Source organism: Pseudomonas sp. NyZ201, assembly GCF_049860765.1.
GTDB classification, from domain to species: Bacteria; Pseudomonadota; Gammaproteobacteria; order Pseudomonadales; family Pseudomonadaceae; genus Aquipseudomonas; species Aquipseudomonas bharatica.
The window spans coordinates 3,648,584-3,672,900 of the sequence record NZ_CP187557.1 but is presented as its reverse complement, the minus strand read 5'-3'; the positions used below and the strand labels follow the sequence as shown (position 1 = coordinate 3,672,900).

21 protein-coding genes and 1 pseudogene are annotated in these 24,317 nt (G+C 64.8%); 9 read left to right on the top strand and 13 right to left on the bottom strand.

The features are described 5' to 3' along the window. Together ACPFMA_RS16235 and ACPFMA_RS16230 are read left to right on the top strand one after the other, a co-directional pair. Complete coding sequence (locus ACPFMA_RS16235; protein WP_425928221.1) at positions 1 to 1,155, top strand: iron-containing alcohol dehydrogenase; 1,155 nt, start codon at positions 1 to 3, stop codon at positions 1,153 to 1,155. 12 nt (positions 1,156 to 1,167) lie between these two features. Then, a complete protein-coding gene (locus tag ACPFMA_RS16230) occupies positions 1,168 to 2,322 on the top strand; it encodes an iron-containing alcohol dehydrogenase (RefSeq protein ID WP_425928220.1) in 1,155 nt (384 codons plus the stop codon). Positions 2,323 to 2,473: 151 nt separating this feature from the next. Here the strand turns inward: ACPFMA_RS16230 and ACPFMA_RS16225 are convergent, their stop codons facing one another. Next, positions 2,474 to 4,585 carry a TonB-dependent siderophore receptor gene (locus tag ACPFMA_RS16225; protein ID WP_064304173.1) on the bottom strand — a complete coding sequence of 704 codons (2,112 nt, stop codon included), beginning with the start codon at positions 4,583 to 4,585 and terminating at the stop codon, positions 2,474 to 2,476. On the opposite strand from ACPFMA_RS16225, the gene ACPFMA_RS16220 reads away from it, so the two are divergent. The 3 genes from ACPFMA_RS16220 to ACPFMA_RS16210 all read left to right on the top strand — a co-directional run bounded on the left by ACPFMA_RS16220 (position 4,572) and on the right by ACPFMA_RS16210 (position 6,752). Continuing rightward, on the top strand, positions 4,572 to 4,880 hold the full coding sequence (locus ACPFMA_RS16220) for a hypothetical protein (RefSeq protein ID WP_425928219.1): 309 nt from the start codon (positions 4,572 to 4,574) through the stop codon (positions 4,878 to 4,880). The genes ACPFMA_RS16225 and ACPFMA_RS16220 overlap by 14 nt on opposite strands. A 143-nt stretch (positions 4,881 to 5,023) precedes the next feature. Next, positions 5,024 to 6,343: an ammonium transporter gene (locus tag ACPFMA_RS16215; RefSeq protein WP_064304174.1), complete on the top strand. Its 1,320-nt coding sequence runs from the start codon at positions 5,024 to 5,026 to the stop codon at positions 6,341 to 6,343. 67 nt (positions 6,344 to 6,410) lie between these two features. Beyond that, positions 6,411 to 6,752, top strand: coding sequence for a DMT family transporter (locus ACPFMA_RS16210; protein WP_009404044.1), 342 nt, complete (start codon positions 6,411 to 6,413; stop codon positions 6,750 to 6,752). Between the two features lie 173 nt (positions 6,753 to 6,925). On the opposite strand, the gene ACPFMA_RS16205 is transcribed toward ACPFMA_RS16210, so the two are convergent. The 10 genes and pseudogenes from ACPFMA_RS16205 to ACPFMA_RS16160 all read right to left on the bottom strand — a co-directional run bounded on the left by ACPFMA_RS16205 (position 6,926) and on the right by ACPFMA_RS16160 (position 18,058). Beyond that, positions 6,926 to 7,105: a hypothetical protein gene (locus ACPFMA_RS16205; RefSeq protein ID WP_009397873.1), complete on the bottom strand. Its 180-nt coding sequence runs from the start codon at positions 7,103 to 7,105 to the stop codon at positions 6,926 to 6,928. 11 nt (positions 7,106 to 7,116) lie between these two features. After that, the gene (locus ACPFMA_RS16200) at positions 7,117 to 8,475 is read right to left on the bottom strand and encodes an ammonium transporter (protein ID WP_425928218.1); all 1,359 of its coding nucleotides are present in this window, start codon (positions 8,473 to 8,475) and stop codon (positions 7,117 to 7,119) included. Between the two features lie 210 nt (positions 8,476 to 8,685). Then, positions 8,686 to 9,261, bottom strand: a pseudogene (locus ACPFMA_RS16195) (methyl-accepting chemotaxis protein); the annotation flags it as partial. Positions 9,262 to 9,721: 460 nt separating this feature from the next. Continuing rightward, positions 9,722 to 12,049, bottom strand: a complete 2,328-nt coding sequence (locus ACPFMA_RS16190; protein ID WP_425928217.1) for a DUF1989 domain-containing protein — start codon at positions 12,047 to 12,049, stop codon at positions 9,722 to 9,724. Positions 12,050 to 12,059: 10 nt separating this feature from the next. After that, positions 12,060 to 13,430: an NAD(P)-binding domain-containing protein gene (locus tag ACPFMA_RS16185; protein ID WP_425928216.1), complete on the bottom strand. Its 1,371-nt coding sequence runs from the start codon at positions 13,428 to 13,430 to the stop codon at positions 12,060 to 12,062. 146 nt (positions 13,431 to 13,576) lie between these two features. Then, the gene (purU, locus tag ACPFMA_RS16180; protein ID WP_420058030.1) at positions 13,577 to 14,431 is read right to left on the bottom strand and encodes a formyltetrahydrofolate deformylase; all 855 of its coding nucleotides are present in this window, start codon (positions 14,429 to 14,431) and stop codon (positions 13,577 to 13,579) included. 13 nt (positions 14,432 to 14,444) lie between these two features. After that, positions 14,445 to 15,575 carry an aminomethyltransferase family protein gene (locus ACPFMA_RS16175; RefSeq protein WP_425928215.1) on the bottom strand — a complete coding sequence of 377 codons (1,131 nt, stop codon included), beginning with the start codon at positions 15,573 to 15,575 and terminating at the stop codon, positions 14,445 to 14,447. A 32-nt stretch (positions 15,576 to 15,607) separates the two neighbouring features. Continuing rightward, positions 15,608 to 16,624, bottom strand: a complete 1,017-nt coding sequence (locus tag ACPFMA_RS16170; protein ID WP_064304180.1) for a heme-dependent oxidative N-demethylase family protein — start codon at positions 16,622 to 16,624, stop codon at positions 15,608 to 15,610. Positions 16,625 to 16,640: 16 nt separating this feature from the next. Next, positions 16,641 to 17,561: a PDR/VanB family oxidoreductase gene (locus ACPFMA_RS16165; RefSeq protein ID WP_425928214.1), complete on the bottom strand. Its 921-nt coding sequence runs from the start codon at positions 17,559 to 17,561 to the stop codon at positions 16,641 to 16,643. Beyond that, on the bottom strand, positions 17,558 to 18,058 hold the full coding sequence (locus tag ACPFMA_RS16160; protein WP_420058035.1) for a dimethylamine monooxygenase subunit DmmA family protein: 501 nt from the start codon (positions 18,056 to 18,058) through the stop codon (positions 17,558 to 17,560). Before ACPFMA_RS16160 ends, ACPFMA_RS16165 begins: the two co-directional genes overlap by 4 nt. Positions 18,059 to 18,219: 161 nt before the next feature. Here ACPFMA_RS16160 and ACPFMA_RS16155 point away from each other — a divergent pair, with 161 nt between their 5' ends. Then, positions 18,220 to 18,819, top strand: coding sequence for a LuxR C-terminal-related transcriptional regulator (locus tag ACPFMA_RS16155; RefSeq protein ID WP_425928213.1), 600 nt, complete (start codon positions 18,220 to 18,222; stop codon positions 18,817 to 18,819). Positions 18,820 to 18,906: 87 nt separating this feature from the next. Next, positions 18,907 to 19,821 (top strand): site-specific integrase, encoded by a 915-nt coding sequence (locus ACPFMA_RS16150; protein ID WP_064304184.1) that lies wholly within the window; start codon positions 18,907 to 18,909, stop codon positions 19,819 to 19,821. A 37-nt stretch (positions 19,822 to 19,858) separates the two neighbouring features. Here ACPFMA_RS16150 and mhpT read toward each other — a convergent pair whose 3' ends face one another. Continuing rightward, entirely contained in the window at positions 19,859 to 21,082 is a 1,224-nt protein-coding gene (gene mhpT, locus ACPFMA_RS16145) for a 3-(3-hydroxy-phenyl)propionate transporter MhpT (RefSeq protein WP_425928212.1), read from the bottom strand. Positions 21,083 to 21,397: 315 nt separating this feature from the next. Between mhpT and ACPFMA_RS16140 the strand changes: the two genes are divergently transcribed. Next, on the top strand, positions 21,398 to 22,675 hold the full coding sequence (locus tag ACPFMA_RS16140) for an OprD family porin (RefSeq protein ID WP_425928211.1): 1,278 nt from the start codon (positions 21,398 to 21,400) through the stop codon (positions 22,673 to 22,675). Positions 22,676 to 22,810: 135 nt separating this feature from the next. Here ACPFMA_RS16140 and ACPFMA_RS16135 read toward each other — a convergent pair whose 3' ends face one another. Further along, positions 22,811 to 23,281: a MarR family winged helix-turn-helix transcriptional regulator gene (locus ACPFMA_RS16135; RefSeq protein ID WP_064304187.1), complete on the bottom strand. Its 471-nt coding sequence runs from the start codon at positions 23,279 to 23,281 to the stop codon at positions 22,811 to 22,813. A gap of 198 nt (positions 23,282 to 23,479) precedes the next feature. Between ACPFMA_RS16135 and ACPFMA_RS16130 the strand changes: the two genes are divergently transcribed. After that, positions 23,480 to 24,310, top strand: a complete 831-nt coding sequence (locus tag ACPFMA_RS16130) for a p-hydroxycinnamoyl CoA hydratase/lyase (protein WP_009400868.1) — start codon at positions 23,480 to 23,482, stop codon at positions 24,308 to 24,310. Positions 24,311 to 24,317: the final 7 nt, after the last annotated feature.

The following is a 24,317-nucleotide window of genomic DNA, read 5'->3' as shown; positions in this document are numbered from 1 at the left end:
ATGTCGAACTTTACCTTTGAAACCACGCCACGGGTGATCTGCGAAGTGGATGGCGCCTTGCGCCTGGGTACGCTGTGCCGCGAACTGGGGGCCCGGCGGGTGCTGCTGGTCAGCGATCCCGGGCTGCACAAAGCCGGCCTGCTGGACGCGCCGATGCAAGCGCTGCGCGAAGCGGGTGTTGACGTGACGCTGTACAGCGACGTACAGGCCGATCCGCCAGAGGCCTCGGTACTTGATGCCGTGGCAGCCGGGCGCGCCTGTGGCGCCCAGGCGGTGATCGGCCTGGGTGGCGGCAGCTCGCTGGACACCGCCAAGCTGGTGGCGCTGCTCTGTGGTCGCGAGCAGAAGCTGGAGGACATTTACGGCATCAACCTGGCCCAGGGTCCGCGCCTGCCGCTGATCCAGGTGCCGACCACGGCCGGGACCGGTTCGGAAGTCACCGCAGTGGCCATCGTCACCACCCCGAGCCACGAGAAAAAAGGCGTGGTCAGCCCGCTGCTGTACCCGGACATTGCCCTGCTCGATGCGCGCCTGACCGTCGGCCTGCCGGCGGCGGTCAGTGCCATGACCGGCGTGGATGCCATGGTCCATGCCATCGAGGCCTATACCAGCCTGCACAGGAAGAACGTGCTTTCCGATGGCCTGGCCGTGCAGGCACTGCGCCTGCTGGCCGGCAACCTGGACCGTGTGCTCGCCGAGCCGGGCGACCTCAAGGCCCGCTCCGAGATGCTGCTGGGCTCGATGCTGGCCGGCATGGCCTTCGCCAACGCCCCGGTGGCGGCAGTGCATGCGCTGGCCTACCCGCTGGGCGGGCATTTCCATGTGCCCCATGGCCTGAGCAATGCGCTGGTACTGGTGCCGGTGCTGAACTTCAATCGCAGCGCCGCGCAGGACCTGTATGCCGAGCTGGCGCCAAGCGTGTTGCCGGGGCAGCGTTTCGACAGCCCGGCGGCGGCCTGCGAAGCCTTTATCGGCTTCATCACGGCGCTGGTCGAGCGGATGCCGTTTGCCCAGCGCCTGGCCGAAGTCGGGGTCACCGAGGAGGACCTCGACCGCCTCAGCGACGACGCGATGAAGGTCCAGCGCCTGCTGGTCAACAATCCGCGTCCGGTCACCCGTGACGATGCGCGGGCCATCTATGCCTCGGTGTTGTGAGGGCCGCTCGCGATGAACCATGAATTCAGAAGCGTGCCGCGCATCGTCTGCGCGGCGGGGAGCCTGGGCAGCATCGGCGAGGTGTTTGCCGGGCTGGGGGCGGGGCGGGTGCTGCTGGTCTGTGATCCGGGCATCGTCAGGCTGGGCTTTGCCGCCACGGCCGTAGCGGCGCTGGAAGCGGCAGGTTGCCAGGTGGCGGTGTTCGACCAGGTAGTGGCGGATCCGCCGGTTACCGTGGTCAGGCAGGCGGTTGAGCGGGGACGGGCATTCGCCGCCGATGGCGTGCTGGGCCTGGGCGGCGGCAGCTCGCTGGATGCCGCCAAGCTGGTGGCCTTGCTGGTCAACAGCGATCAGCCTCTGGAGGACCTGTACGGCACCGACAAGGCCCAAGGGCGGCGCGTACCGCTGGTGCTGGTGCCGACCACGGCGGGCACCGGCTCTGAAGTGACCTGGGTCTCGGTGATTACCGACGAGCAGCAGCGCAAGCAGGCGGTGTACTCGGCGCAACTGATGCCGGACGTGGCACTGCTCGACCCCGAACTGACCCTCGGCCTGCCGGCGCAGGTCACGGCCGCCACCGGGTTGGATGCCATGGTGCATGCCATCGAGGCGTACACCAGCCGCACGCGCAAGAACCCCATCTCCGATGGCCTGGCGACCACGGCGCTAAGGCTGCTCGGCGGCAACCTGCGCAAGGTGCTGGCGGACGGTCGCGACGTGGCGGCGCGGGAAGCGATGCTGCAAGGCTCGCTGATGGCCGGGATGGCCTTCGTCAATGCCTCGGTGGCCGCCATCCACGGGTTGGCCTATCCGTTGGGGGCGCGCTTCCACATTCCCCATGGACATGCCAATGCGCTGGTCATGGCACCGATGATCCGCTTCAACCTCGAAGCGGCACGGGGGCTGTATGCGGAACTGGCGGGGCATCTGTTGCCGGGAGCGGTGTTCACTGACGAAGGGGCTGCGGCCGAAGCCTTTGTCCAGGCTATCGAAGGGCTGGTGCGCGACAGCGGGCTGGAACTGCGCTTGTCGAAGCTTGGCGTGGATGAAGCGGCGATCCCGGGCATGGCCGCGGATGTGGTCGGCGGGTTGCAGCGGCTGATCGACAGCAATCCGCGGGATATGGATGTGGGGGAGGTTGAGGCGATCTATCGCGTTATCTACTGATATCTGTGTTACCTGACCTGACGCTATCGCGGGTGAACCCGCTCCCACACTGGCTGCGGCAAGCCTCGATATTGAGGGCCTGCCGAGAACCCTGTGGGAGCGGGTTCACCCGCGATTTCGGTCCCACAGGATTTGCTGTCAGCCTTGGAATCTAGAAGGTGTACGCCACCCCGGCCTGCACCGTGCGCGGTGCTCCCGGATAGGCATAGGTATTGAACGCACCTTCGTCATAGCCCTTGTTGAACAGGTTCTTCACGTCCAGGTTCAGGCGCACATGCTCGTTGACCTTGTAGAAGCTCAACAGGTCGACAACGCTATAGCGCTCCATGGTGTAGGTCACCGCTTCGGTCTGGCCGTTGCGATCATCGACGTATTTCACCCCGACACCCAGGCCCAGGCCCTTGGCCAGGCCGTCCTGGAATTCATAGGTGTTGAGCAGGCTGAAGCTGTTGCGCGGGATGTTCGCCAGGCGCGTGCCGGTGGGCAGGCGGTTGTCCTTGGTCACTTCGGCATCGACATAGGCGTAGCCACCGATCACCCGCCATTCGGGGGTGATGTTGCCGGCGACGTTGATGTCCAGGCCACGGCTGCGAACCTCGCCGGCAGCGATGCTGTAGGTCGGGTCGATCGGGTCGCGGGTCAGCACGTTTTCCTTGACGATGTGGTAGATCGCCGCGTCCACCGCGAGCTGGCGTTCCAGGGCTTCCCATTTCACCCCCAGCTCCCACGACCGGCCTTTTTCCGGATCGAAACCACCGCCTTCACGGGCCGCGCCGCTGTTGGGCTTGAACGAGCGTGCGGTGTTGGCGTAGACCGCGACAGTGTCGGTCAGGTCGTAGAGCAGGCCCAGGCGCGGGGTCACGCCGTTCTCGGCCTTGGTGAAGTCGCCGGTGCTGTTGAGCCGGTTGTCGTAGTCGTGCTCGAAACGTTCGAAGCGGGCGCCGGCCAGGGCCTTGAGGCGCTCGGTCAGGGCCACCTGGTCCTGGATGAAGAACGCCCAGGTCTTGAGGTTTTCCTTGTCGTGGGTGGTGGTGCGGGTCAGGGCCGGGCGCGGCTGGCCGAGCACCGGATGGTAGATATCGATCGGGTAGGCGCTGGCGCCGGCTGCCGAACGCAGGATGATCGACTGGTAGTCGTAGTCCTCGTATTCGATGCCGGTGAGCAGGGTGTGGCTGAACGCCCCGGTGTCGAAGTGACCGGTCAGGTTCAACTGGTAATCGCGGTCGGACCATTCCAGCTTGCGCCAGTTGAAGTTGCGCCCAAGGGTGCGGCCATCGGCCTGGAGTGCGTTGGCTTCCACGGCGTTGCCTTGCAGCGACCCGTCCAGCCATTGCACGCCACCGGCCAGGGTCCAGTCGTCGTTGAGCAGATGCTCGAAGCGTACCTGGGCCATGTCGTTATCGTTATGCAGCAGGTTGTCGCTGCCTTTCTCCCACAGATAGGTGTCCCGCGAGGCGCTGCCCTGTTGCGTGGCATAGCGGGTCAGGCCGCGGTCCAGCGGATGGTTGTTGCGCATGAAGTCGCCTTCGAAAACGATCTTCGTGGCGTCGTTGACCTGCCAGCTGAGCACCGGCGCCACTTCGTAGCGCTCGCTTTCCACGTCATCGCGGAAGCTCTCGCCACCTTCGCCGAGCACGTTGAGGCGATAGGCCAGGCTGCCGTCCTGGTTGAGCGGGCCAGTGGCATCGAGGGTGGCGCGGTGCATGCCCTGGTCATCGAGCTGGCTGCCGACGGTGACCTTCGATTCGGGCAATGGCTGCTTGGTGACCACGTTGAAGGTGCCGCCGGGGTCGCCACGTCCATACAGGCTGGTGGCCGGGCCGCGGATCACCTCCAGGCGCTCGACGATGGCCGAGTCCGGCGCGCCAGGATAGCCGCGGTTCATCGGGAAGCCATTGCGGTAGTACTCACCGGTGGTGAAGCCGCGCACGGTGACGGTGGTCAGGCCCTGGGCCCCGAAATTGTTGGCCCGGCCAACGCCTCCGGCGTAGTCGAGGGCGTCCTGCAGGCGGGTTGCGCCGGTGTCTTCCAGCACTGCGCGAGGCACCACGCTGACCGACTGCGGCGTTTCGTGCAGGGCGGTGTCGGTGCGTGTCGCACTGGCCGACCGGGTGGCCTTGTAGCCCTGCACCGGCCCATCGGCGCGCTCGTAGTCGGCGCTGTCGTTGATGTTCACGGCTTCGAGCTGGAGGCTGGGTTCGGCGGCGAGGGCCAGGGCAGGGACGGCGTGGAGCAGGCAGAGCGAGACGATGGTACGGCGCATCGGGGTTGGAATCCTGACGAAATTTGTAGGACAAGAAGAAAATGCGCGCGGATATTATCTGCGAGTGTTTCTTGTTTGCAATCACTTTATTGGTGGACGGTATGCCGTAAATCCTGATGATCCGGACAGGAAAAGCCCCACGGCAGAGGGCTTGCAGCCGGAGCACCAAACTGGTGAAGGGTCAGCGTTGATTGCACTAAAAGAAACTAAATTTCCTATGGGGAATCGTTTCGTGCCCGCATGCCATGCCGCGTCCGCTCCGACAAACACCTTTGTTTTCAATCGATTGCCATGAATTCGTGGCGTTTTGCCCAACTTGGCAAGGCGCTTGCGTTGTCCCCCTGGCTATCAAACATTGCGGTGCGCCGCAGCGATAACGAATGCCGGCCCGTTTGACGCTGCGGTCACCGGCATGCCATCGATTGGAGGCAGTGGGCAATGATCCGGTATTCACCTGTGGTCCGCGGTACCTTGGGCCTTTCCTTGATGTTGGGCGCGACGTCGGCATTGGCCGAGGACGCGCCGGCGGCCATCGACAGCGGCGACACCGCCTTCGTGGCCCTGTGTTCGCTGGTGGTGCTGTTGATGATGTTGCCCGGCCTTGCCCTGTTCTATGGCGGCATGGCGCGTAGCAAGAATGTGCTGTCGATCCTGATGCAGGTGTTCTGTACCGCGTCCCTGGCCGCGGTGCTATTCGCGCTTTATGGCTACAGCCTGACCTTCACCGATGGCGGCTCGCTGCAGTCGTTCATCGGTGGCCTGGACAAGTTGTTCCTGCACGGGGTAGGCAAGGATTCGATCACCGGCACCATCCCTGAATACCTGTACTTCCTGTTCATGCTGCTGTTCGCCGCGATCACCCCGGCGATCATCGTCGGTGCGTTTGCCGAGCGCATGAAGTTCTCGGCGGTGATGGTGTTCATGGCCTTCTGGCTGACCCTCAACTACCTGCCCATGGCCCATATGGGCTGGGGTGGCGGCTGGGTGTTCAACCTTGGCGTGCAGGATTTCGCCGGCGGCAACGTGGTGCACCTGAACGTCGGCATCGCCGCCCTGGTCGGCGCCTGGATGCTCGGGCGCCGGCGCGGTTTCGGCACCCAGGCCCTGGCCCCGCACAACATGACCATGACCTACACCGGTGGCTGCATGCTCTGGGTCGGCTGGCTCGGCTTCTGTGGTGGCTGCGCCCTGGCCGCCAGCGGCTTCGCCATGCTGGTGATGGTCAACACCATGCTTGCCAGCTGTGCCGGTGCCCTTGGCTGGCTGATCGTCGAATGGCAATACCGCGGTCGTCCCAGCCTGTTCGGCGCGATTTCCGGGGCCATCGCCGGCCTGGTGGCAATCACTCCCGCCTGCGGTTTCGTCGGCCCTATGGGCGCCATCCTGCTGGGCTTCATCGCAGGGCCCGTGTGCGTCTGGTCGGTGGACAAGCTCAAGCCGATGATCGGCCTGGACGACGCCTTCGACGTGTTCGGCGTGCATGGCGTGGCAGGGATTCTCGGCGGCCTGCTGACCCCGGTGTTCGCCCTCACCGCCATCGGTGGCCAGGGCTTTGCCGAAGGTCGCGGGCTGATGGAGCAACTGGTGGTCAATGGCGGGGCGATCCTGTTCAGCATCGTCTTCTCGGCCGTCAGCAGTTGGGTCGCCTTCAAGATCGCCGCGGCGTTCTGTGGCGGGCTGCGGGTGGATGAAGAGTCCGAGGTGGACGGCCTGGACCTCTCCGCGCACGGCGAGGTGGGATACAAGTATTCCAACTGATCCCTGAGTGAAAACAGCGCCGGCGCTTTGTGCCGGCGTTTGCTTGTGTGATGAAAGGAGAAGGGCAGTGGGCTGGTTGAATGGATGGACGTATCTGCTGGCGGCCGGGGCCTGCGAAGTGCTGTATGCCTCGATCATTCCGCGTACCGATGGTTTTACCCGCTTGTGGCCGAGCCTGTATTGCGGGGTGTTCCTGGCCCTGAGCATCTACCTGCTGAGCCTGTCGGTCAGGGAACTGCCGCTGGGCCTGGCCTATGCGGTGTGGGTGGGGATCGGCACGCTGGGGACGGTGATCTACGGGAGTGTATTTCTCGGGGAATCGCTGGGTGTGCTGAAGGGCGTGTGCCTGTTGATGATCGTCGGCGGGATTGTCGGGTTGAAGCTGGTGGGGGATGGGCAGGTTGCTTAAGGTGGTGTGTTTGAGTGCCTCATCGCTGGCAAGCCAGCTCTGATAGAACAAAACATAACTCTTTGATTTGCAGGGACCTTGTGGGAGCGGGTTTACCCGCGATTGCTATTGTGAACTCACTACCGCAATCGCGGGTGAACCCGCTCCCACAGGGTCCGCGTCGCTTTGTGGCTTTACTTCAGCTTCGGTAGATCTTCGTCCGGCATCGCATAACTGTGCTTCTCATGCACGAATGTAGTCACCAGCGCATACAGCGTGGCGGCGATCACCACCAGGGTGATCACCGCCAGTACGGCAGGTTTGTCGGCAAAGGTAAATACGGCGCTGGCGCCTTCATAGGTACTGATGCTCATGGCGTTTCCCCTCAGACAGTGGCTTTGCTTTCAGCGATCATCACCGGCTTGGCTTTCACCGGCTCGCCATAGATCCCGCTCCATTCCGGATAGGCCTGGGCCGGTACTTCGGTGAGGTCCAGGCCACGCTCTTCGGCATGCGCCGGCACCCGCAGCACGCCCGCTTTCTTCAGTGCCCAGGACACCAGGTAGCCGGGAATGAACCCGAGCGACGCCATGACCACGGCACCGCCCAGTTGCCCCATGAAGCTGATCTCGGCCATGCCGTTCATGTTCGGGTAGCCGGACAGGAACACGCCACTGATCACCAGCCCGGCGAAGCCGCCGAAGCCATGCACGGCGAATGCGCCGACCGCGTCGTCGAGGCGGAATTTCAGCAGGAGGTTGTTGACCAGCGGCGCCACGGCGGCCACGCCCATGCCGATCAGGTACGCCAGGCCGGGGTGGTAGAGGTCCAGGCCGGGGGCCACGGAGATGATCCCCACCAGGCCGCCGGACATCATCCAGTACGGCTCGCGGCTGGTCAGGTAGGCGCCGATCAGGCCCCCGGCGAAGCCCATCAGGGTATTGAAGGCGAAGGCGGAGAGGGTGGTCGGCTGGCCGTAGATGTTGATCCACTGCGCGCCCGAACTGTAGATGATGCAGCCGCCGAGGAAGCCGAAGAAGCCGACGATGATCAGCATCAGCCCGACCACGCTCATCGGCATGCTATGGCCGACGATGGCGTTGGCGCTGCCGTCCGGGTTGAAGCGGCCGATGCGTGCGCCGAGGTTGATGACCACGGCCAGGGCGAAGAAGCCGGCGATCATGTGCACCACCCCGGCCGCGCCGACGTCGTGGTAGCCCCATTTGACCGTGAGCCAGCCCTCCGGGTGCCAGCCCCAGGCCGCGCCGAACAGCCAGAGCACCGAGCCGAGGAGGATGGTCATGATGATGAAGGCGCTCATCCGCGCCCGCTCGATGATCGCCCCGGACAGGATCGAACCGGTGGTGGCGGCGAACAGGGCGAAGGCACCCCAGAAGATGCCGGTGGCATTGTCCTTGATGTTCGGGCCCATCGCCTGGCTCCACGGCATCGCGGCGGCCAGGGCATCTATGCGCGGCACCAGGCCATCGGGGAAGGCGTTGTAGATGGCCCAGCCGAACAGGAAGAAGGTGGGGACGATGAAACCGAAGGCAAGGATGTTCTTGACGCCGGCAGCGAGGGCGTTCTTCAGGCGCGATGCGCCGATTTCGTAGGAGAGGAACCCGGCATGGATCAGGATCATCAAGGCGATGCACCACCAGTAGAAGATCTCCATGTTCAGGGTGTTGGTCATTTCGATCAGACCCTTCAATTCCTCCAGGGTCGGGGCTTTCTGTTCTTCCATCACTCGATCCTCGATGCAAATGCTTTAGGAATGTTGTGGTGGGCAGAGGGAAGTGGACTGCTTGCCTTTCAAGGCTTTTATTGTTGTGTGATTTCGGGAAGGTTCCGCGGCCCCTGTGGGAGCGGGTTCACCCGCGATCGCGTTGGTGAATCCACTATCGTAATCGCGGGTGAACCCGCTCCCACAGGGGCCGCGTTGTCTTCAGGACTGCAACATGTTCTGGATCTGCTGCACGGACTCCTGGGTCCTGCGGGCCAGGTTGCGCACCTCGTCCGCCACCACCGCGAACCCCCGGCCGCCTTCCCCGGCGCGGGCTGCCTCGATGGCTGCATTCAACGCCAGCAGGTTGGTCTGTTCGGCAATCCCGCGGATCACCCCGGCGACCTGGGCGATATGCCCGTAGGTGGCCTGGATGCTGGCCTGCTCGCGGTCATGCAGGCTGGCGGCGGTCTTCTCGTCGCTGATCTCGCGTACCGCACCGGTCACCCAGGTCAGCCGCCCCTTGGCATCGCGCAGGCAGCGCCCGCGCTCGCGGAACCAAACCTCGCCACGGGTCTTGTGGCGCATGCGGTATTCCACCGCGTAGACACCGTCGCCACCACTGTCGACCATCGAGGCATTGAAGGCTTTCATCACGTTCTTCAGGTCGTCGGCATTGACCACGCCGAAGTAGCTGTCCCAGCCATCGGGAAACTCCTCGCGGCTGTAGCCGATCAGGGCGCGGAACTGCTCCGACCAGCGAATCACGTTGTGCGGATGGTCCGGATCACCGTTGACCACGTTCATTGCCCAGCAGCCTTCGGTAAGGGTGCGCTGGGTCAATTCCCAGACCTGGCGGTCTTCGCTCCAGCGCTCGCGCTCGGCACTCAGCACCTGCAGTTGCTGGGCAACGGCATCGCGCTCCGTGGTCAGCTGCTGCACCCGCGCATCGGCCTCGGCCAGGCGCTGTTGCAGCGCATCCAGCTCATCCGCGGTGCACGGCGGTGCTACATAACCCTCGGCCTGCTGGCGAATCCGTTGCAGTTCGCCCCAGTCCCTTTGCAGATGTTCAAGCGTGCCGAGCAGCCGCGGCTGGCGCTGCAACAGGGGTGAATGGCCCGTAACAGAGCCATTGCGGGAAAGTTGTTCGAGCCATTGGCTGAGCTCGTTGGCCAGGTCGCTGGACGCTTTGCTGAACCACATCGTCAGGTTCTCCATGCAAAAGGGACAATCCCTGTCCCGATTACCTGCAATTTCCCATCCAGTTTCACCCACGCACCCGACGTTTTTCCGGATCGTAGGCTACGGTGCTGGCCGTTACGGTCGCGGAAAGGCGTTTCTGCTGGCCATCGAGCTTGCCTACCTCGACCTGCGTGCCCGGCGCGCAATGGGCTACGTCCAGGCGGCACAGGGCGATGTTGCGCCCCAGCACGGGCGAGCGGGTGGCGCTGGTGATGACCCCGACCTGGGCCCGGCCGACTCGCACGCAATCGCCGTGGGCCGCGGTTTCATTGCCCTCCAGCAGCAACCCGACAAGGCGCCGCTGCGGCTCGGCACTGCGCCGCAACAGGGCGGTGCGGCCGATGAAGTCGGCCTGCTTGCTGTTCAGCGGTACGCAGAAGCCGATGCCGGCCTCGAACGGGTCGGTCTGGTCGCAGAAGTCATAGCCGGAGAAGATCAGCCCGGCCTCGATGCGCAGCATGTCCAGGGCATCCAGCCCCAGCGGATCGCCCAGCTGCCATAACCGGGTCCAGATCGCCATGGCGTCCCGCGGGTGACACCAGATCTCGTAGCCCAGCTCACCGGTGTAGCCGGTACGCGAAACCATCAGTGGCGGGCCGTTGTAGTCGTCGAGGCGCCCGGTGAGGAAGCGGAACCAGCCCAGGTCTTCCAGTGCCGGCTGGGTGCCCGGCGTCCAGATCATGCCCTTGAGCAGGGCACGGGCCAGGGGGCCCTGCACCGCTATATTGTGGATCTGCTCGGAAGCGCTCTTGACCCACACCTTCATGCCCAGCCGCGCCGCCTGCTCGCGCAACCAGTCGCCGGCATGCTCCTCGCCGCCGATCCAGCGGAACGCATCGGCGCCAAGGCGCAGGAGCGTGCCGTCATCGAGCATGCCGCCGTGCTCGTAGCACAGGGCGCTGTACACCACCTGGCCCACCGCCAGCTTGCGCACGTCGCGGGTCAGGCAGTAGTCGAGCAGGGCCTCGGCGTCCGGGCCGAGCACTTCGAATTTGCGCAGCGCCGAAAGGTCCATCACCGCCACCCGTTCGCGGCAGCCATGGTATTCGGCGAGGGTGCCGTAGCCGTCGAACTGGCGCGGGGTCCAGAAGCCGCGGTATTCGGTGAATTGCCGGGTAAGGGCGCTGGTGCCGGGGTGGAAGCCGCTTTCGCGGGTCAGTTGCGCTGGAGCGTCGGGGGCTTTGCGAGTGGCCATGGCGAGACTGAAGCGCTCCTTGGCGCAATAGACGCGGATATGGATGTCGGTGGGCTGCCAGCCGTTGGCCGGGTCGATATCGTCCGGGCACGAGCTGCTGGCGCAGACCAGGTCGGTCATGGCGCGCAGCAGGACGTAGTCGCCGGGCCGCGACCAGGGTTCATCGACGGTCAGTTGCTGGTGGGCATCCACAGCGGTGTTGAAGAAAAAGTTGATCGCCGGCCAGCCCGCCCGCGGCGTCACGCCATGGCGGGCCAGCACGCGGCTGATGTTGTCGCTGCAGTTGTCATGGCCGAAATAACCCTGGGCCTCGTAGTAGCGTGCGGTGCAGGCCAGGGCGAAAGTGTCGTGGCGGCCAACGGTATCGCGCACCACTTCCAGCATGGGTTGCAGGTTGCGGTCGTAGAAGCGGCTGAACAGGCCCGGGCCGGGATAGGCATTGCCGTTGAGCGTGCGCGTCACGGTCGGGTCCAGGTCGATCTGGGCGCCGCTGTCCAGGCCACGCCGGTCGAAGGCGACGAAGTCCGAACACTGCCGACCGGCCACATCCAGCACCTGGATGTACTGCCCGGCGCCGACCTGGTAGTCGCGGGCGGTGCCGGGGGTGATGGTGAACTCGTCCAGCACCTCGCCCAGCGGTGCGGGCAACGGCGGTACGAAGGCCGTCCTCGGATTGGCCCGGCGTACCAGCAGGCGCAGTTCGCTGGCCCGCGCCTGGCTGTCCACCGGCGTGGCGCCGCCGGGGGCGGCCACCAGTACCAGCAGGTTTTCACCGCTGTGGAATACCCGGCTGTGTCCCGCCGGGGTTGCCTCGGACCAGAGCCGTGCGGCGTCCGGCAACTGTCGGCAGTCGATGCCACGGCGGGCCAGTCCCGCCGTCACATGGGCTGCCTCGCGGCTGCCGTCATGCAGCAGATGGCCGATAAACGCCGCACCGGGGCTGGGGCGCAAGCCCAGGGCGCCGAGCGCCTGGCGGTTGCCGGCGAAGGCCAGCAGTTCGGCGCGCTGGTCGCCTTCGACGTCGATCACTTCCAGGCGATCACCGGGCTCCAGCTCCACTACCGTCAGCCCGCCCGGCGCCACGCGGTGGCGTTCCACCAGCGGATTGCGGGCAAACAGCGCCGGCTCCTGCGGCCGTGAAATCACGGGTGCTTGCATGGGCTGCTCCTCAAGGTGCCGTCCGCTTGCCAGGGCCTGGCTGTTCGGCCAGGTAGGCCTCCAGCGAGTCGTCCAGCGCTTGCAGCCAGGGGGTGTGATGGGGCGTAGCGAGGGTCCCGGTGATCAGCGAACGATGGCATTTGTCGCGGTAGCCCATGATGTTTTCGTACTTGTCGTGCTTCCATTGCAGGAAGGTGCGGTTGACCTCGGCGATATCGAAGCTGGGATAGTCGGTGGCCGCGATCAACTGGCGAATGTATTCACCCTGGAATTCGAACATCTGCTGGGCGTTCTCCAGCTTCAGTTCCTCTTCGCGCCAGGCCAGGTCTTCGGCGTGCATGGCGGCCTGGTCGGGCAGGGCGATGCGCCCTAGGATCACGTCGCGGGCATACCAGGCCTGGGCGTCGAACATGTTGAAGCTGTACCACTGGTCCTGCATGCCGAGGTAGGCCAGCCGCGGGTTCTGCTCCCAGAACACGCCCTTGTACAGGTTCAGCGGCCACAGGCGGTTGTCGGTCTTCAGGCGCAGGTCTTCCGGAAGGAAGGGGAAGTGGTGCTTGTATCCCGTGCAAAGGATGATCGCGTCGATCTGCTTGCTGCTGCCATCGACGAAGAACGCAGTGCTGCCCGTGACGTGGGTCAGCAGCGGTTTTTCCTCCCAGTTCTGCGGCCACTGGTAGCCCATGGGCGCGCTGCGGTAGCAACTGGTGATGCTGCGCGCGCCGTATTTGAAGCATTGCGAACCGATGTCCTCGGCGGAGTAGCTGCCGCCGACGATCAGCACGTCCTTGCCTTTGAATTCCAGGGCGTCGCGGAAGTCGTGGGCGTGCAGGATGCGCCCGGCGAAGCTTTCGAAGCCGGGAAAGCTCGGGACGTTGGGGGTGGAGAAATGCCCGCTGGCGACCACCACGTAGTCGAAGGTTTCGCTGTAGGTCAGGTCGTCGGCATAGCTGTGGGCGGTGACCACGAAGGTCTGGCTGTCGGCGTCGAAGCGCACATCGCGCACGGCGGTATTGAAGCGGATCAGCTCGCGCACCCCGGCTTTCTCGACCCGGCCCTTGATGTAGTCCCAGAGCACCTCTCTTGGCGGGTATGAGCCCATGGGCCGGCCGAAATGCTCGTCGAAGCTGTAGTCGGCGAACTCCAGGCATTCCTTTGGCCCGTTGGACCAGAGGTAGCGATACATGCTGCCGTGGACCGGCTCGCCGTGCTGGTCGAGGCCGGTGCGCCAGGTGTAGTTCCACATCCCGCCCCAGTCGGCCTGCTTCTCGAAGCACACCAGCTCGGGGATGTCCGCGCCCTTGGCCCGGGCGGACTGGAAGGCTCGCAACTGGGCCAGGCCGCAGGGGCCGGCGCCGATGATGGCAACGCGTTGGTTCATGGCATCTACTCCGCATTCGGAACTGTAGTAATCCAGAGGGCGCCGCGGACCCTGTGGGAGCGGGTTTACCCGCGATGACGTCAGTGGGCCCACCATCGCAATCGCGGGTGAACCCGCTCCCACAGGGTTCGCGGTGTGCTTGAGGGCTAGCGGAAAATCACCGTGCGCTCGCCGTTGAGGAACACCCGGTGCTCCAGGTGGTATTTCACCGCCCGCGACAGGGCCACGGTCTCGGTGTCGCGGCCGATGCGCACCAGGTCGTCGGGCAGCCAGGCGTGATCGACGCGCTGCACTTCCTGCTCGATGATCGGTCCTTCGTCGAGGTCCGAGGTGACGTAGTGGGCGGTGGCACCGATCAGCTTCACGCCCCGGGCATAGGCCTGGTGATAGGGCTTGGCGCCCTTGAAGCCGGGCAGGAACGAGTGATGGATATTGATCGCCCGTCCCGAAAGCTGGCGGCACAGGTCATCGGAGAGGATCTGCATGTAGCGGGCGAGGACCACCAGTTCGGTGCCGGTTTCTTCCACCAGTTGCAGCAGCGCGGCCTCCTGCTGGGCCTTGGTGTCCTTGGTCACCGGCAGGTAGACGAAGCGGATGCCCTCGCGCTCGGCCATGGCCCGCAGGTCGAGGTGGTTGGACACGATGGCGGTGATGCGCATGTCCAGCTCGCCTTTCTGGTGGCGATAGAGCAGGTCGGTCAGGCAATGGTCGTACTTGCTGACCATCAGCAGCACCGGCATGGGCCGGTTGCCTTCGAACAGTTCCCAGTCCATGGCGAAGGGCATGGCGATATCGGTGAAGCCTTCACGCAGGGCATCCAGCCCGGGCTTGACCCCGTCGTTGAAGCGGAACACCGCGCGCATGAAGAAGCGCCCGGCCAGTTCGTCGTCGAACTGCGCCAGTTCGCTGATATAGCACTGGCGCCCGGCCAGGTAGGTGGTCACCGCCGCCACGATGCCGGAGGTGGCCGGGCAGCTGATCTTGAGGATGTAGTGGGTCATGGTCGTGGTCTCGTCAGCCCTTGGCGGTGCGCTTTTTCTTTTCCGGATCGTCGAACGGCAGGCTGTGGGCGATGGCCTTGGCGACGAGGCTGCCGCGCACTTCAAGGGGCAGGCCCTGGATGGCGATCTGCGGTTCGACCCGGGCGATGGCCATGGAGCGTTCGGTCAGGCGCGAGTACATGGCGCAGGTGATCACCCCGACCTGGCGGCCGTCGTGCCACAGGGTGTCGCCGTTCTGCGCGGCACTGTGGCCGTCGAGCAGCACGCCGTAGATTCTGAAGCGCTCCTTGCCCTGCAGGCGCAGGTGCTCGCCGGCGCCACGGAAGTCCTGCTTGCCGGGGGACACGGTGAAGTCCAGGCCCAGTTCCCACAGGGTGTCGCCGGCCTTCTGGTCGGCGAAGGGGTACATCTGCGAGTTGTCGTAGGGGTAGAACAGCAGGTAGCTCTCGACCCGCAGCCAGTCCAGGGCCGTGAAGGCACAGGGAATGATGCCGTGGCCGGCGCCTTGCTCGAGGATGCTGTCCCAGATCAGCGGCGCGTCGGCGGCCTTGCAGAAGATTTCATAGCCACGTTCGCCGGTGTAGCCGGTGCGGGAGATCATCACCGGGCGTTCGAACAGTTTGGTCTGCAGGTGATGGAAGTACGGCAGCTCGCGGATGCCGGGAACGTGCTCGGCGAGGAAGTCCACGGCCTTCGGCCCTTGCAGCGACAGGTCGTGCAGGTCGTCGTCGAACAGCACCGCCACCTGCCGGCCCTGGGCCGAGCGCACCAGCATCTCGTGGCCGCTGCCGGCGCCGTGGACCACCATGAAGGCATTGGGGCCGGTGCGGTAGACGATGCAGTCGTCGGCGAAGGTGCCGTCTTCATTGAGCATGCAGGCGTACACCGACTTGCCCGGATAGAGCTTGGAGATATCCCGGGTGGTGGCGTCCTGCAGCAGGCTTTCGGCATGGGGACCGACGTAGTGGACCTTCTTCAGCCCGGAAACGTCCATCAGGCCGGCACGGGTACGGATGGCTTCGTGGTGGTCGGCAAGATCGCTGGCGTAGGTCCAGGCGGTGCCCATCCCGTTCCAGTCTTCGAGTTTCGAACCGAGCGCCAGGTGGCGTTCGCGGAGCGCGCTGATGCGCCAGGAGTTGGCCATGGTAAATGTCCTTTTGTCGTGATGAGTCGGGTTCAGGCTTGGGGATCGAACGGTCGCAGCCAGTCCAGCAGTGGCTGGCGGTAGCGGCTGATGCCCTTGTAGTCGGCGATCGGCTCCGGCAGGTCGCGCATCACCCGGTACAGGCGTTGCGCCCAGGCCGGGTTGGTGACCAGTTCGTCCAGGCTGATGAGGTAGGTGCGGATGCTGAACATCAGCGCGTTGGAACGCGGCAGGCGCACCATCAGTTGCAGCTCGACCCGCAGGTGCACCAGGGCCCCGGCGTTGTCGGCGGTGACCTTGCCGCGGTCGCTGCCCCACTGGTGATACGTTTCGGGCGAGGTGTCCAGGCGCGGGTTGATGGTCAGGGTCCAGTTCAGGCGGCGCACCGGCTGGCCGACCTGGATGTTCAGCAGGTATTTCAAGGCCCGCTCGAACACGCCGGCGCGATGGGCCATGGGCACCGGCGCGTGCCATTGCTGGAAGCTCATGCCAGCGTCGAAGCGCAGCGACCAGTCGGCCGGGCAGGTGACCATGCCGGCGTCCATGAACAGGTCGTTGTCGCGCTGGTCGAGCAGGGCGAAGTCGCCCTGCATCTGCCGGGTGATGTACTCAAGCGGCTCGCAGGGCAGGGTGGCCGGGTCGCCGAAGGTGAAGCGCTGGTCGATGCCCAGGGCCAGGTTCTGCCAATGCCAGGCATCGCCGTCGCGGGCCAGGCGGAAGTGTTGCGGGTAGTCCGTGGCCAGGCTTTGCATCAGCAGGGCCAGGCTGTCCCAGGCGGCCTGGGCCATATGCGGCATCACCAGGCAGCGCTGCGGGTCCAGTTCGAGCACGCGGGCACGCTCGGCCATTTCCGAGACGTAATGCTCGTCGATATCGAACAGGTGCTCGAACACCGAGCCGGGATCGCGGGAGGTGGCCGGCTCCAGGTTCACCGAATACATGTACTGGTCTTCCGGGAACGGGAAGGGAAAGCGGGCGATGGCTTCGGCGCTGTTGGCGAAGCTGAAGTCGTCCCGGTAGGTTTCCAGCGGCTTGAAGGTCAGGGTCATGGCGAAGGCTCCGGGGTCAGATATCCAGCAGGATCGGGCTGCCGCAGCCACGGGATACGCAGGGCATCAGGCTGGTGGCACGCTCGTTGGCGGCGAGGAAGTGGTCGCGGTGCTCGACGTCGCCTTTCAGGTAAGGCGTCTGGCACTGGCCGCACACGCCGCCACGGCACAGGTTGGGGATCTCGACGCCGGCGGCTTCGAGGGCTTCGAGCAGGCTTTGCTCGGCACCGACCTGCAATTGGCGGCCGCTGCGCTGCAGCTCGACGCTGAAGGGCAGGCCCGGCTCGGCCGCAGCAAAGGCTTCGCTGTGAACGCGGCGCGGACTCCAGCCCTGGGCCGCGGCCTGTTCGGCTATCGCCAGCAGCAAGGATTGCGGGCCGCAGCTGTAAACGTGGGCGCCCAGTGGGCGGTCCTTGAGCAGGGCCCGGGCATCCAGGCGACGGATGCCGGCGGGGTACTCGTGCAAGCGCGGGCCGAGCGACTGGCGCAGTTCGCCCAGGTAGGCATCGCTGCTGCCGCTGCGGTAGGCGTAGTGCAGCTCGAAGTCGTCACCGCGGCGCAGCAGTTCGCGGCTATGGGCCATGAAGGGCGTGATGCCGATCCCTGCGGCCACCAGCAGGTGCTGCCGGGCCTTGCTGTAGAGCGGGAAGAGGTTGGCCGGGGCGCCGATGCGCAAGTGATCGCCACTGCACAGCACCTGGTGCAGGTAGCGCGAGCCGCCCCGGGAGTTGTCCTGATGGCGCACGGCGATGCGGTATTCGCTGCTGTCCGCCGGGTCGCCGAGCAGCGAATAGGCATTGCGTCGTCCATCGGGCAGGTGCACCTGGACGTGGCTGCCGGCGGAAAAACCGGGCAGGGCGCCGTCGATGGCTTGCAGGCGGTACTCGCGGATCACCGGGGTCAGTTCATGGATGGCGGCGACGCGGACATCGATCATGGGCGGGGCTCTCCATTCGGCAAGTCGGCATTCGGCAAGTCGGCGTAGGGTTGGTCGGCATCGGCGCACACACCGAGGTAGGCGCCCAGGCGTTGCGAGAAGTGGCGCCGCACCTCCAGCTGCACGCCGCAGTGGGCGCAGGTCAGGGATTCGGCGGCGCTGGCCGGCTGGCACTGGGCGCAGTGCACGCAGAACACCCGGCGACTGCCCGGCAAGCGGCTGAGGAGGATTTCATCGCCCTGCAGGCCGGCGGCCTGGGCCACGGCTTGCAGCGGCCAGATGAAGGCTTCGTCGCCGCGCAATTCCAGGCGCAGGCCGCAGCGGGCCAGTTCAAGGCGGGCGGCGAGGGCCTGCTGCAAGGCGGCGTTGCTGGCGTAATCGCCCTGCACCAGCTGCTGCGCGGCGGGATATCCGGCGTCGCGGTACTGCGTGACCAGCAGATCCGCCGGCCCGGCCTGGGGCTCGTAGCGGGGGACGCTGAAAGGGTGATCGGTCATGGCTTTTCTCTGCGACTGTTTCTTCGTGAGGGAAATAATTTCTCCTCAGGAAATTTCGCTCAATCCGCTAGAGGGGGTATGCCAAAAGGAGTAATGGGCGCGGCAGGGCACGAAAGTTGCTGCCTTGGGAATCAATTCCCCAGGGTTGCAGGAGGAGAGGGATGGACAACGCCTTGCAGTCGCCCGTCGCGCGGGACGACCTCACCGAGCGCGAGGGCCAGACCCTGGCGCTGATCGGCGCGGGCCTGAGCAACAAGCAGATCGCCCGGGAACTGGGAATCAGCGACGGCACCGTGAAGATCTACGTGCGCAATCTGCTGCGCAAGTTCCGCCTCGGCTCGCGCCTGGCCCTGGCCACGAGGGTGCATCGCGGTGCACCGGTGATGCCTGCTGCACCGATTCCGTTCGCTTCCGGCCTGCTGGATGAACTGCCGGGGCTGATCTACCGCGGGCGCAACGACCGCACCTGGTACATGGAGTACGTCAGCGCAGGGTGCCTGCCATTGACCGGCTATCCACCGGAATACCTGACCTCCAGCCCGGAGCGCAGCTACGGCTCGCTGATCCTCGACGAGTATGCGGAGTACATCTGGTACTGCGTGCAATGCGCGCTGCTCAAGCACGAGCCCTATCAACTGAGCTACCGGATCCGCAGCGCCGGTGGGCAGATCAAGGACGTGTGGGAGACGGGGGTTGGCATCTATTCCGGCGACGGCGAGGTGCTGGGCGTCGAAGGGGCGATCTTCGAGCGGCTGGTGTGAGGTTCGCGTACGCCGGAAAGCACTTGCTCGCGTACGGGGGCTCGGTCATCCTGCCCCGCATCGCTACCCGCCGAGGAACCCCAAGGTTTGCCCGAGTCACTGCCCAACCCGTTGTTGCAATACCTCGCCCGATTGGCCCCCTCCAGCCAGTTGACCATGAACTACGTGCTGCAGGACGCTGCCGACCGTCTCGGTTTCGACGAGTGCGATATCAGCGACGTGCCCTGGCATCAGCTCGAACCCGCGCATATCACCGATCTGGTTGCCGCCCTGCGCAGCGATGGCTACGCGCCTAACAGCACGTCGCTCTACGTCAATGCCGTTCGTGGCGTGATGAACGAAGCCTGGCGCCTGGGCCTGATCGACCAGGAGCGCCTGTTGCGCATTCGCGAAGTCAAGGGCGTGCAGGGCACCCGCCTGCCGGTGGGGCGCAACCTCAAGCGCAGCCTGATCCGCGAACTGATGGAGGTCTGCGCCGCCGATCCGCGGCCCCAGGGCCTGCGCGATGCGGCGCTGATCGCTTTGCTGTACGGGACCGGCATGCGCAAATCGGAGTCGGTGAACATCGACCTGGCCCAGGTGGACTTTGCCGAGCGCAGCCTGCAGGTGCTGGGCAAGGGCAACAAGCAGTTGATCAAGTACGCCCCGGCCTGGGCCTTCGAAAAGCTCGATGCCTGGCTGACGTTCCGTCGCCAGCAGTTACCGCCGGGCGTCCAGGACGATGGCTTCCTGTTCAACCGCATTCGCCGCGGCAGCCATATCACCCGCGAGCGCATCACCAAGCACGCGATCTACTACATCGCCCGCCAGCGCGGACAACAGGTGGGGGTGAAGATCATGCCCCACGATTTCCGCCGGTCGTTCATTACCCGGGTGATCGAGGAGCATGACCTGTCCATCGCGCAGAAACTGGCGCACCACAGCAATATCCAGACCACCGCCAACTACGATATGCGCGATGACAACGAGCGGCGCAGGGCGGTGGACCGGTATGACTATTGAAGCCTGGAAGACGCGGATGCCTTGGGTGAAATAGACATCAGGACCCGGCTTTCTGCAACGGTGCGGAAACGCTCTCCGTAGCCTGCCCGGAACGCCGCATCACATGGATCGCCGCCAGCGCCGCTACCACCAGCCCCGGCGAAGCGGCCAGCAGCACGCCGGCCGTCCCGGCACCGGCCGCAAGGATCTGCCCGGCCGCCAGCGGTCCGCTCACCGAACCCAGGCGCCCGATGGCCACTGCCGCCCCGACACCGGTAGCGCGTACGGCGGTCGGATACAGCGGCGGGGCCAGCGCGTAGAGCACCAGTTGCGCGGCGATCACGAACAGCCCCGCGGCAAACCCGGCAATGGCCATGGCCGTCACGCCCACCGACAACCCCAGCCCGGCCAGCGATACAAGCAGGCCGGCATAGATGCACAGGGTGACCCGCTGCGGGCTGCCACGGTCCAGCAGCATGCCGCCCAGCAGCGAACCCAGCGCGCCGCCGACGTTGAACAGCATCTGCACCAGCCCGGCATCCGGCTTGCTGAAGCCCTGGCCGATCAGCAGCGACGGCAGCCAGTTGAGCAGCATGTACATCACGGTCAGGGTGAAGAAGTAGGCGAGCCACAGCATCAGCGTGGCACTGGCCCTGCCTTCGCCGAACAGCGCGCTGGACGTGGAAGGCCGTTGCAGCACCGTACCGGCCTGCTGGTAGGCGCGGGATTCCGGAAGCATGACCAGCATCAGCGGGACCGCGAGCAGGGGCGCGAGGCCACCGATGATAAAGGTCATCTGCCAGTGATCATGGGAGAACATCGCCACCACCGCTGCCAGCGCACCACCGAGCGGTACCCCGGAATACATGATGCTGATGGCGGTGCTGCGCCGTTGCTCGCCCACCGCTTCGGCGCACAGGGCGATCAGGTTGGGCAGGGCGGCGCCCAGGCCCAGGCCGGTCATCAGCCGGGCCAGCAGCAACTGGTTATAGGTGGCGACATAGGCGGTCCACAGGGAGAACACGCCGAACAGGATGACCGCCGCCACCAGGACTTTCTTGCGCCCGATCCGGTCGGCCAGCCAGCCGCCGAAGAACGCTCCCGGCAACAGGCCGATGATGCTGGCACTGAATACCCAGCCGAGCATCTTCGGGTCCAGCTCGAAACTCTGGCGCAACCCGGCAGCCGCGGTGCCGGCCGATTGCAGGTCGAAACCCTCGATCAGCGCGACGATGAAACACAAAGCGATTGTCAGCGTCGGACGACGCAGTGAAGTGTCCATGGCATGGCCTCGTTCTTGTTGTTGTAGTTCTGCTTGCACCGGTCTCGGACGCCGGCGTGAAAACAAGATAACAAGAATAACTATTTTTGCAGCTGGTTTTTTCTGATCGACGAGGCTTTTGAAGAGGCTTGCGCTAGACGCCGGCGCGACGGAAAATCCCCCGGTCGTGATCGAATAGTTAATAAAATTAATGTTCGATTATCGGTCATTTGCCGTTGACGGAGCCTGGCTGCCTTTCCATTCTCCGCTGCGAGGCGACGCCCGATACGTCGCCCGACTGCCAGAAAACAAAAACAACAAGAGTGGACTCCCCTTATGCAGCACTGCGTTCGTGATACCCGCGCTTTCCTGGCGCTGGCGGTGGCACTGGCCAGCACCCCGAGCCTGGCTGGCGGCTTCTTCGAAGACAGCCACGCCAACCTTGCGCTGAAAAACTACTACCTGGATCGCGACTACAAGGACGGCGGCGCCAAGAGCGCCGCGCGGGAGTGGGCACAGGGTTTCAACCTGTTCGTCGAGTCCGGCTTTACCGACGGGCCGGTGGGCTTCGGCCTGGATGCCCGGGGCTTGCTGGGGTTGAAGCTGGATTCGGCGCCTCATCGCAGCGGCACCGAACTGCTGCCGGTGTCGAAAAGCGACAAGGTCGCGGCCGATGATTACTCGCGGCTGGCAATGACCGCCAAGATGAAGATCAGCCAGACCACGGTGAAGAGCGGCGACAACCTGATCTTCCTGCCGTTCGCCTTCGCCAGTCCGTCGCGCCTGCTGCCGCAGACATTCCGCGGCACCACCCTGAGCTCGAAGGAAATCGACGGCCTGACCGTCAATGCCGGCTACCTGGACCGTATCAACAAGCGCGATTCCACCAGCTACGAGCGCATGGCGATCGCCTCGCCCAATGGCCGCTTCCGTGGCGCGGAAACCTCGCCGCACATGCTCTATGCCGGCGCTGACTACCAGTTGAACAAGTCCCTCGGGTTTCGTGCCTATCATGCCGAGCTCAAGGACCTCTACCAGCAGGACACCCTGGCCGCACTCTACGAGCAGGGCATCGGTGACGGTACCTTCAGCGCCGACCTGCGCAGCTTCTTCAGCCGCGAGGACGGCCAGGCACGAGCGGGCAGGGTGGACAACGTCAACGCCTCGGCGATGTTCAGCTACCGCCTGGGCGGGCACAGGCTGGGCGTCGGCTATATGCACTCCAGCGGCGATTCGGCCACGCCCTATGTGTCGGGTACCGAGTTGATGGGCATGAGCGAGCTGACCATGAGTTCGGACTTCCTCAATGCCAAGGAGCACACCTGGCAGGCGATCTACGACTACGACTTCGTCGCCCTCGGCGTGCCGGGGCTCAAGAGCCGGCTGCGCTACGTGCGCGGGGACAATATCGAGCTGGCCTCGCTCAATGCCGACGACCGCAAGGAGCGTGAGTTCCAGATGGAGCTGGGCTATGTGATCCAGAGCGGGCCGATGAAGAACGTCGGGTTCCTGGCGAGGAAGTCGATCTACCGCAATGACTTCCCGACGGGCGCGGCGTTCAGGGACGAAAACCAGACCCGGTTCATCGTGACCTACACCTTGCCGATCTGGTAACCCGCATCTCACGGTTGACACACAACCCTGTGGGAGCCGGCGTTGCCGGCGATGAGGCCTGAAAAGACAATGATGTTGTCCGGGCGGGCCTCATCGCCGGCAACGCCGGCTCCCACAGGGTACGCGGCGTGCTGTCTATTCCTGATACACCTTCTTCAACAAGCGCAGCAACTCCGCGCGCTCGCTGTCGTCCAGCGCCGCCGTGGCATCGCGGTCGCTGTCGCTGGCGATCTGCCGAAGTTCCTTGAGCAGCGCTTCCCCGGTCTTGCTCAGGAAGATCCCGTAGGAACGCTTGTCCGGCTTGCAGCGAATGCGCACCGCCAGCGCCCGCTCTTCCAGCTTGTTCAGCAACGGCACCACCTGCGGCGGCTCGATGGCCAGGGCGCGGGCCAGGTCGGCCTGCATCAGCCCGGGGCTTTGGTCGATGATCGCCAGCGCGGAGAACTGCGCGGGGCGCAGGTCGTGCACCGCGAGCCGGGCGATGAGGTTCTGGAACAGCTTCAACTGGGCACGGCGCAACGCGTAACCGATCAGGTCTTCGAGGGAGGCATCCAGCGCCGGGGCCGGCTCGGGGGCGGTGTCGGTGTTGCGGGCGGACCTTGCCATCGGAAGCGGAACTCCTTGGATCATGAGTAAGAAAGTTACCCAGTTTGCCCGCCCGAAGGGGATATGGCTAGCGCGCTCAGCAAAGAAAGCCATTCAACTGATTCTGGGGAAAGGATAATTTTCATAATAGTTAATTGACATAACTAATTTGCTCGATTAGCTTGCTAACCATCACCTCGAACAACAAGAGTGCATCACATGAGCAACTACGAAGGCCGCTGGACCACCGTCAAGGTCGAACTGGAATCGGGCATCGCCTGGGTCACCCTGAACCGTCCGGACAAACGCAACGCCATGAGCCCGACCCTCAACCGCGAGATGGTCGATGTCCTGGAAACCCTGGAGCAGGACCCGCAGGCCGGCGTGCTGGTGCTGACGGGTGCGGGCGAGTCCTGGACCGCCGGCATGGACCTCAAGGAATACTTCCGCGAAGTGGACGCCGGCCCCGAGATCCTCCAGGAAAAGATCCGTCGCGAAGCCTCGCAATGGCAATGGAAGCTGCTGCGCATGTACGCCAAGCCGACCATCGCCATGGTCAACGGCTGGTGCTTCGGCGGCGGTTTCAGCCCGCTGGTGGCCTGCGACCTGGCAATCTGCGCCGACGAAGCCACCTTCGGCCTCTCGGAAATCAACTGGGGTATCCCGCCGGGCAACCTGGTGAGCAAGGCCATGGCCGACACCGTGGGCCATCGCCAGTCGCTGTACTACATCATGACCGGCAAGACCTTCGGCGGGCCGAAAGCCGCCGAGATGGGCCTGGTCAACGAAAGCGTGCCATTGGCGCAACTGCGCCAGACCACGCGCGAGCTGGCGCTGAACCTGTTGGAAAAGAACCCGGTGGTCCTGCGCGCCGCCAAGAACGGCTTCAAGCGTTGCCGCGAGCTGACCTGGGAGCAGAACGAAGACTACCTGTACGCCAAGCTCGACCAGTCGCGCCTGCTGGACACCGAAGGCGGTCGCGAGCAGGGCATGAAGCAATTCCTCGACGACAAGAGCATCAAGCCGGGCCTGCAGGCGTATAAACGCTGAATGCCCA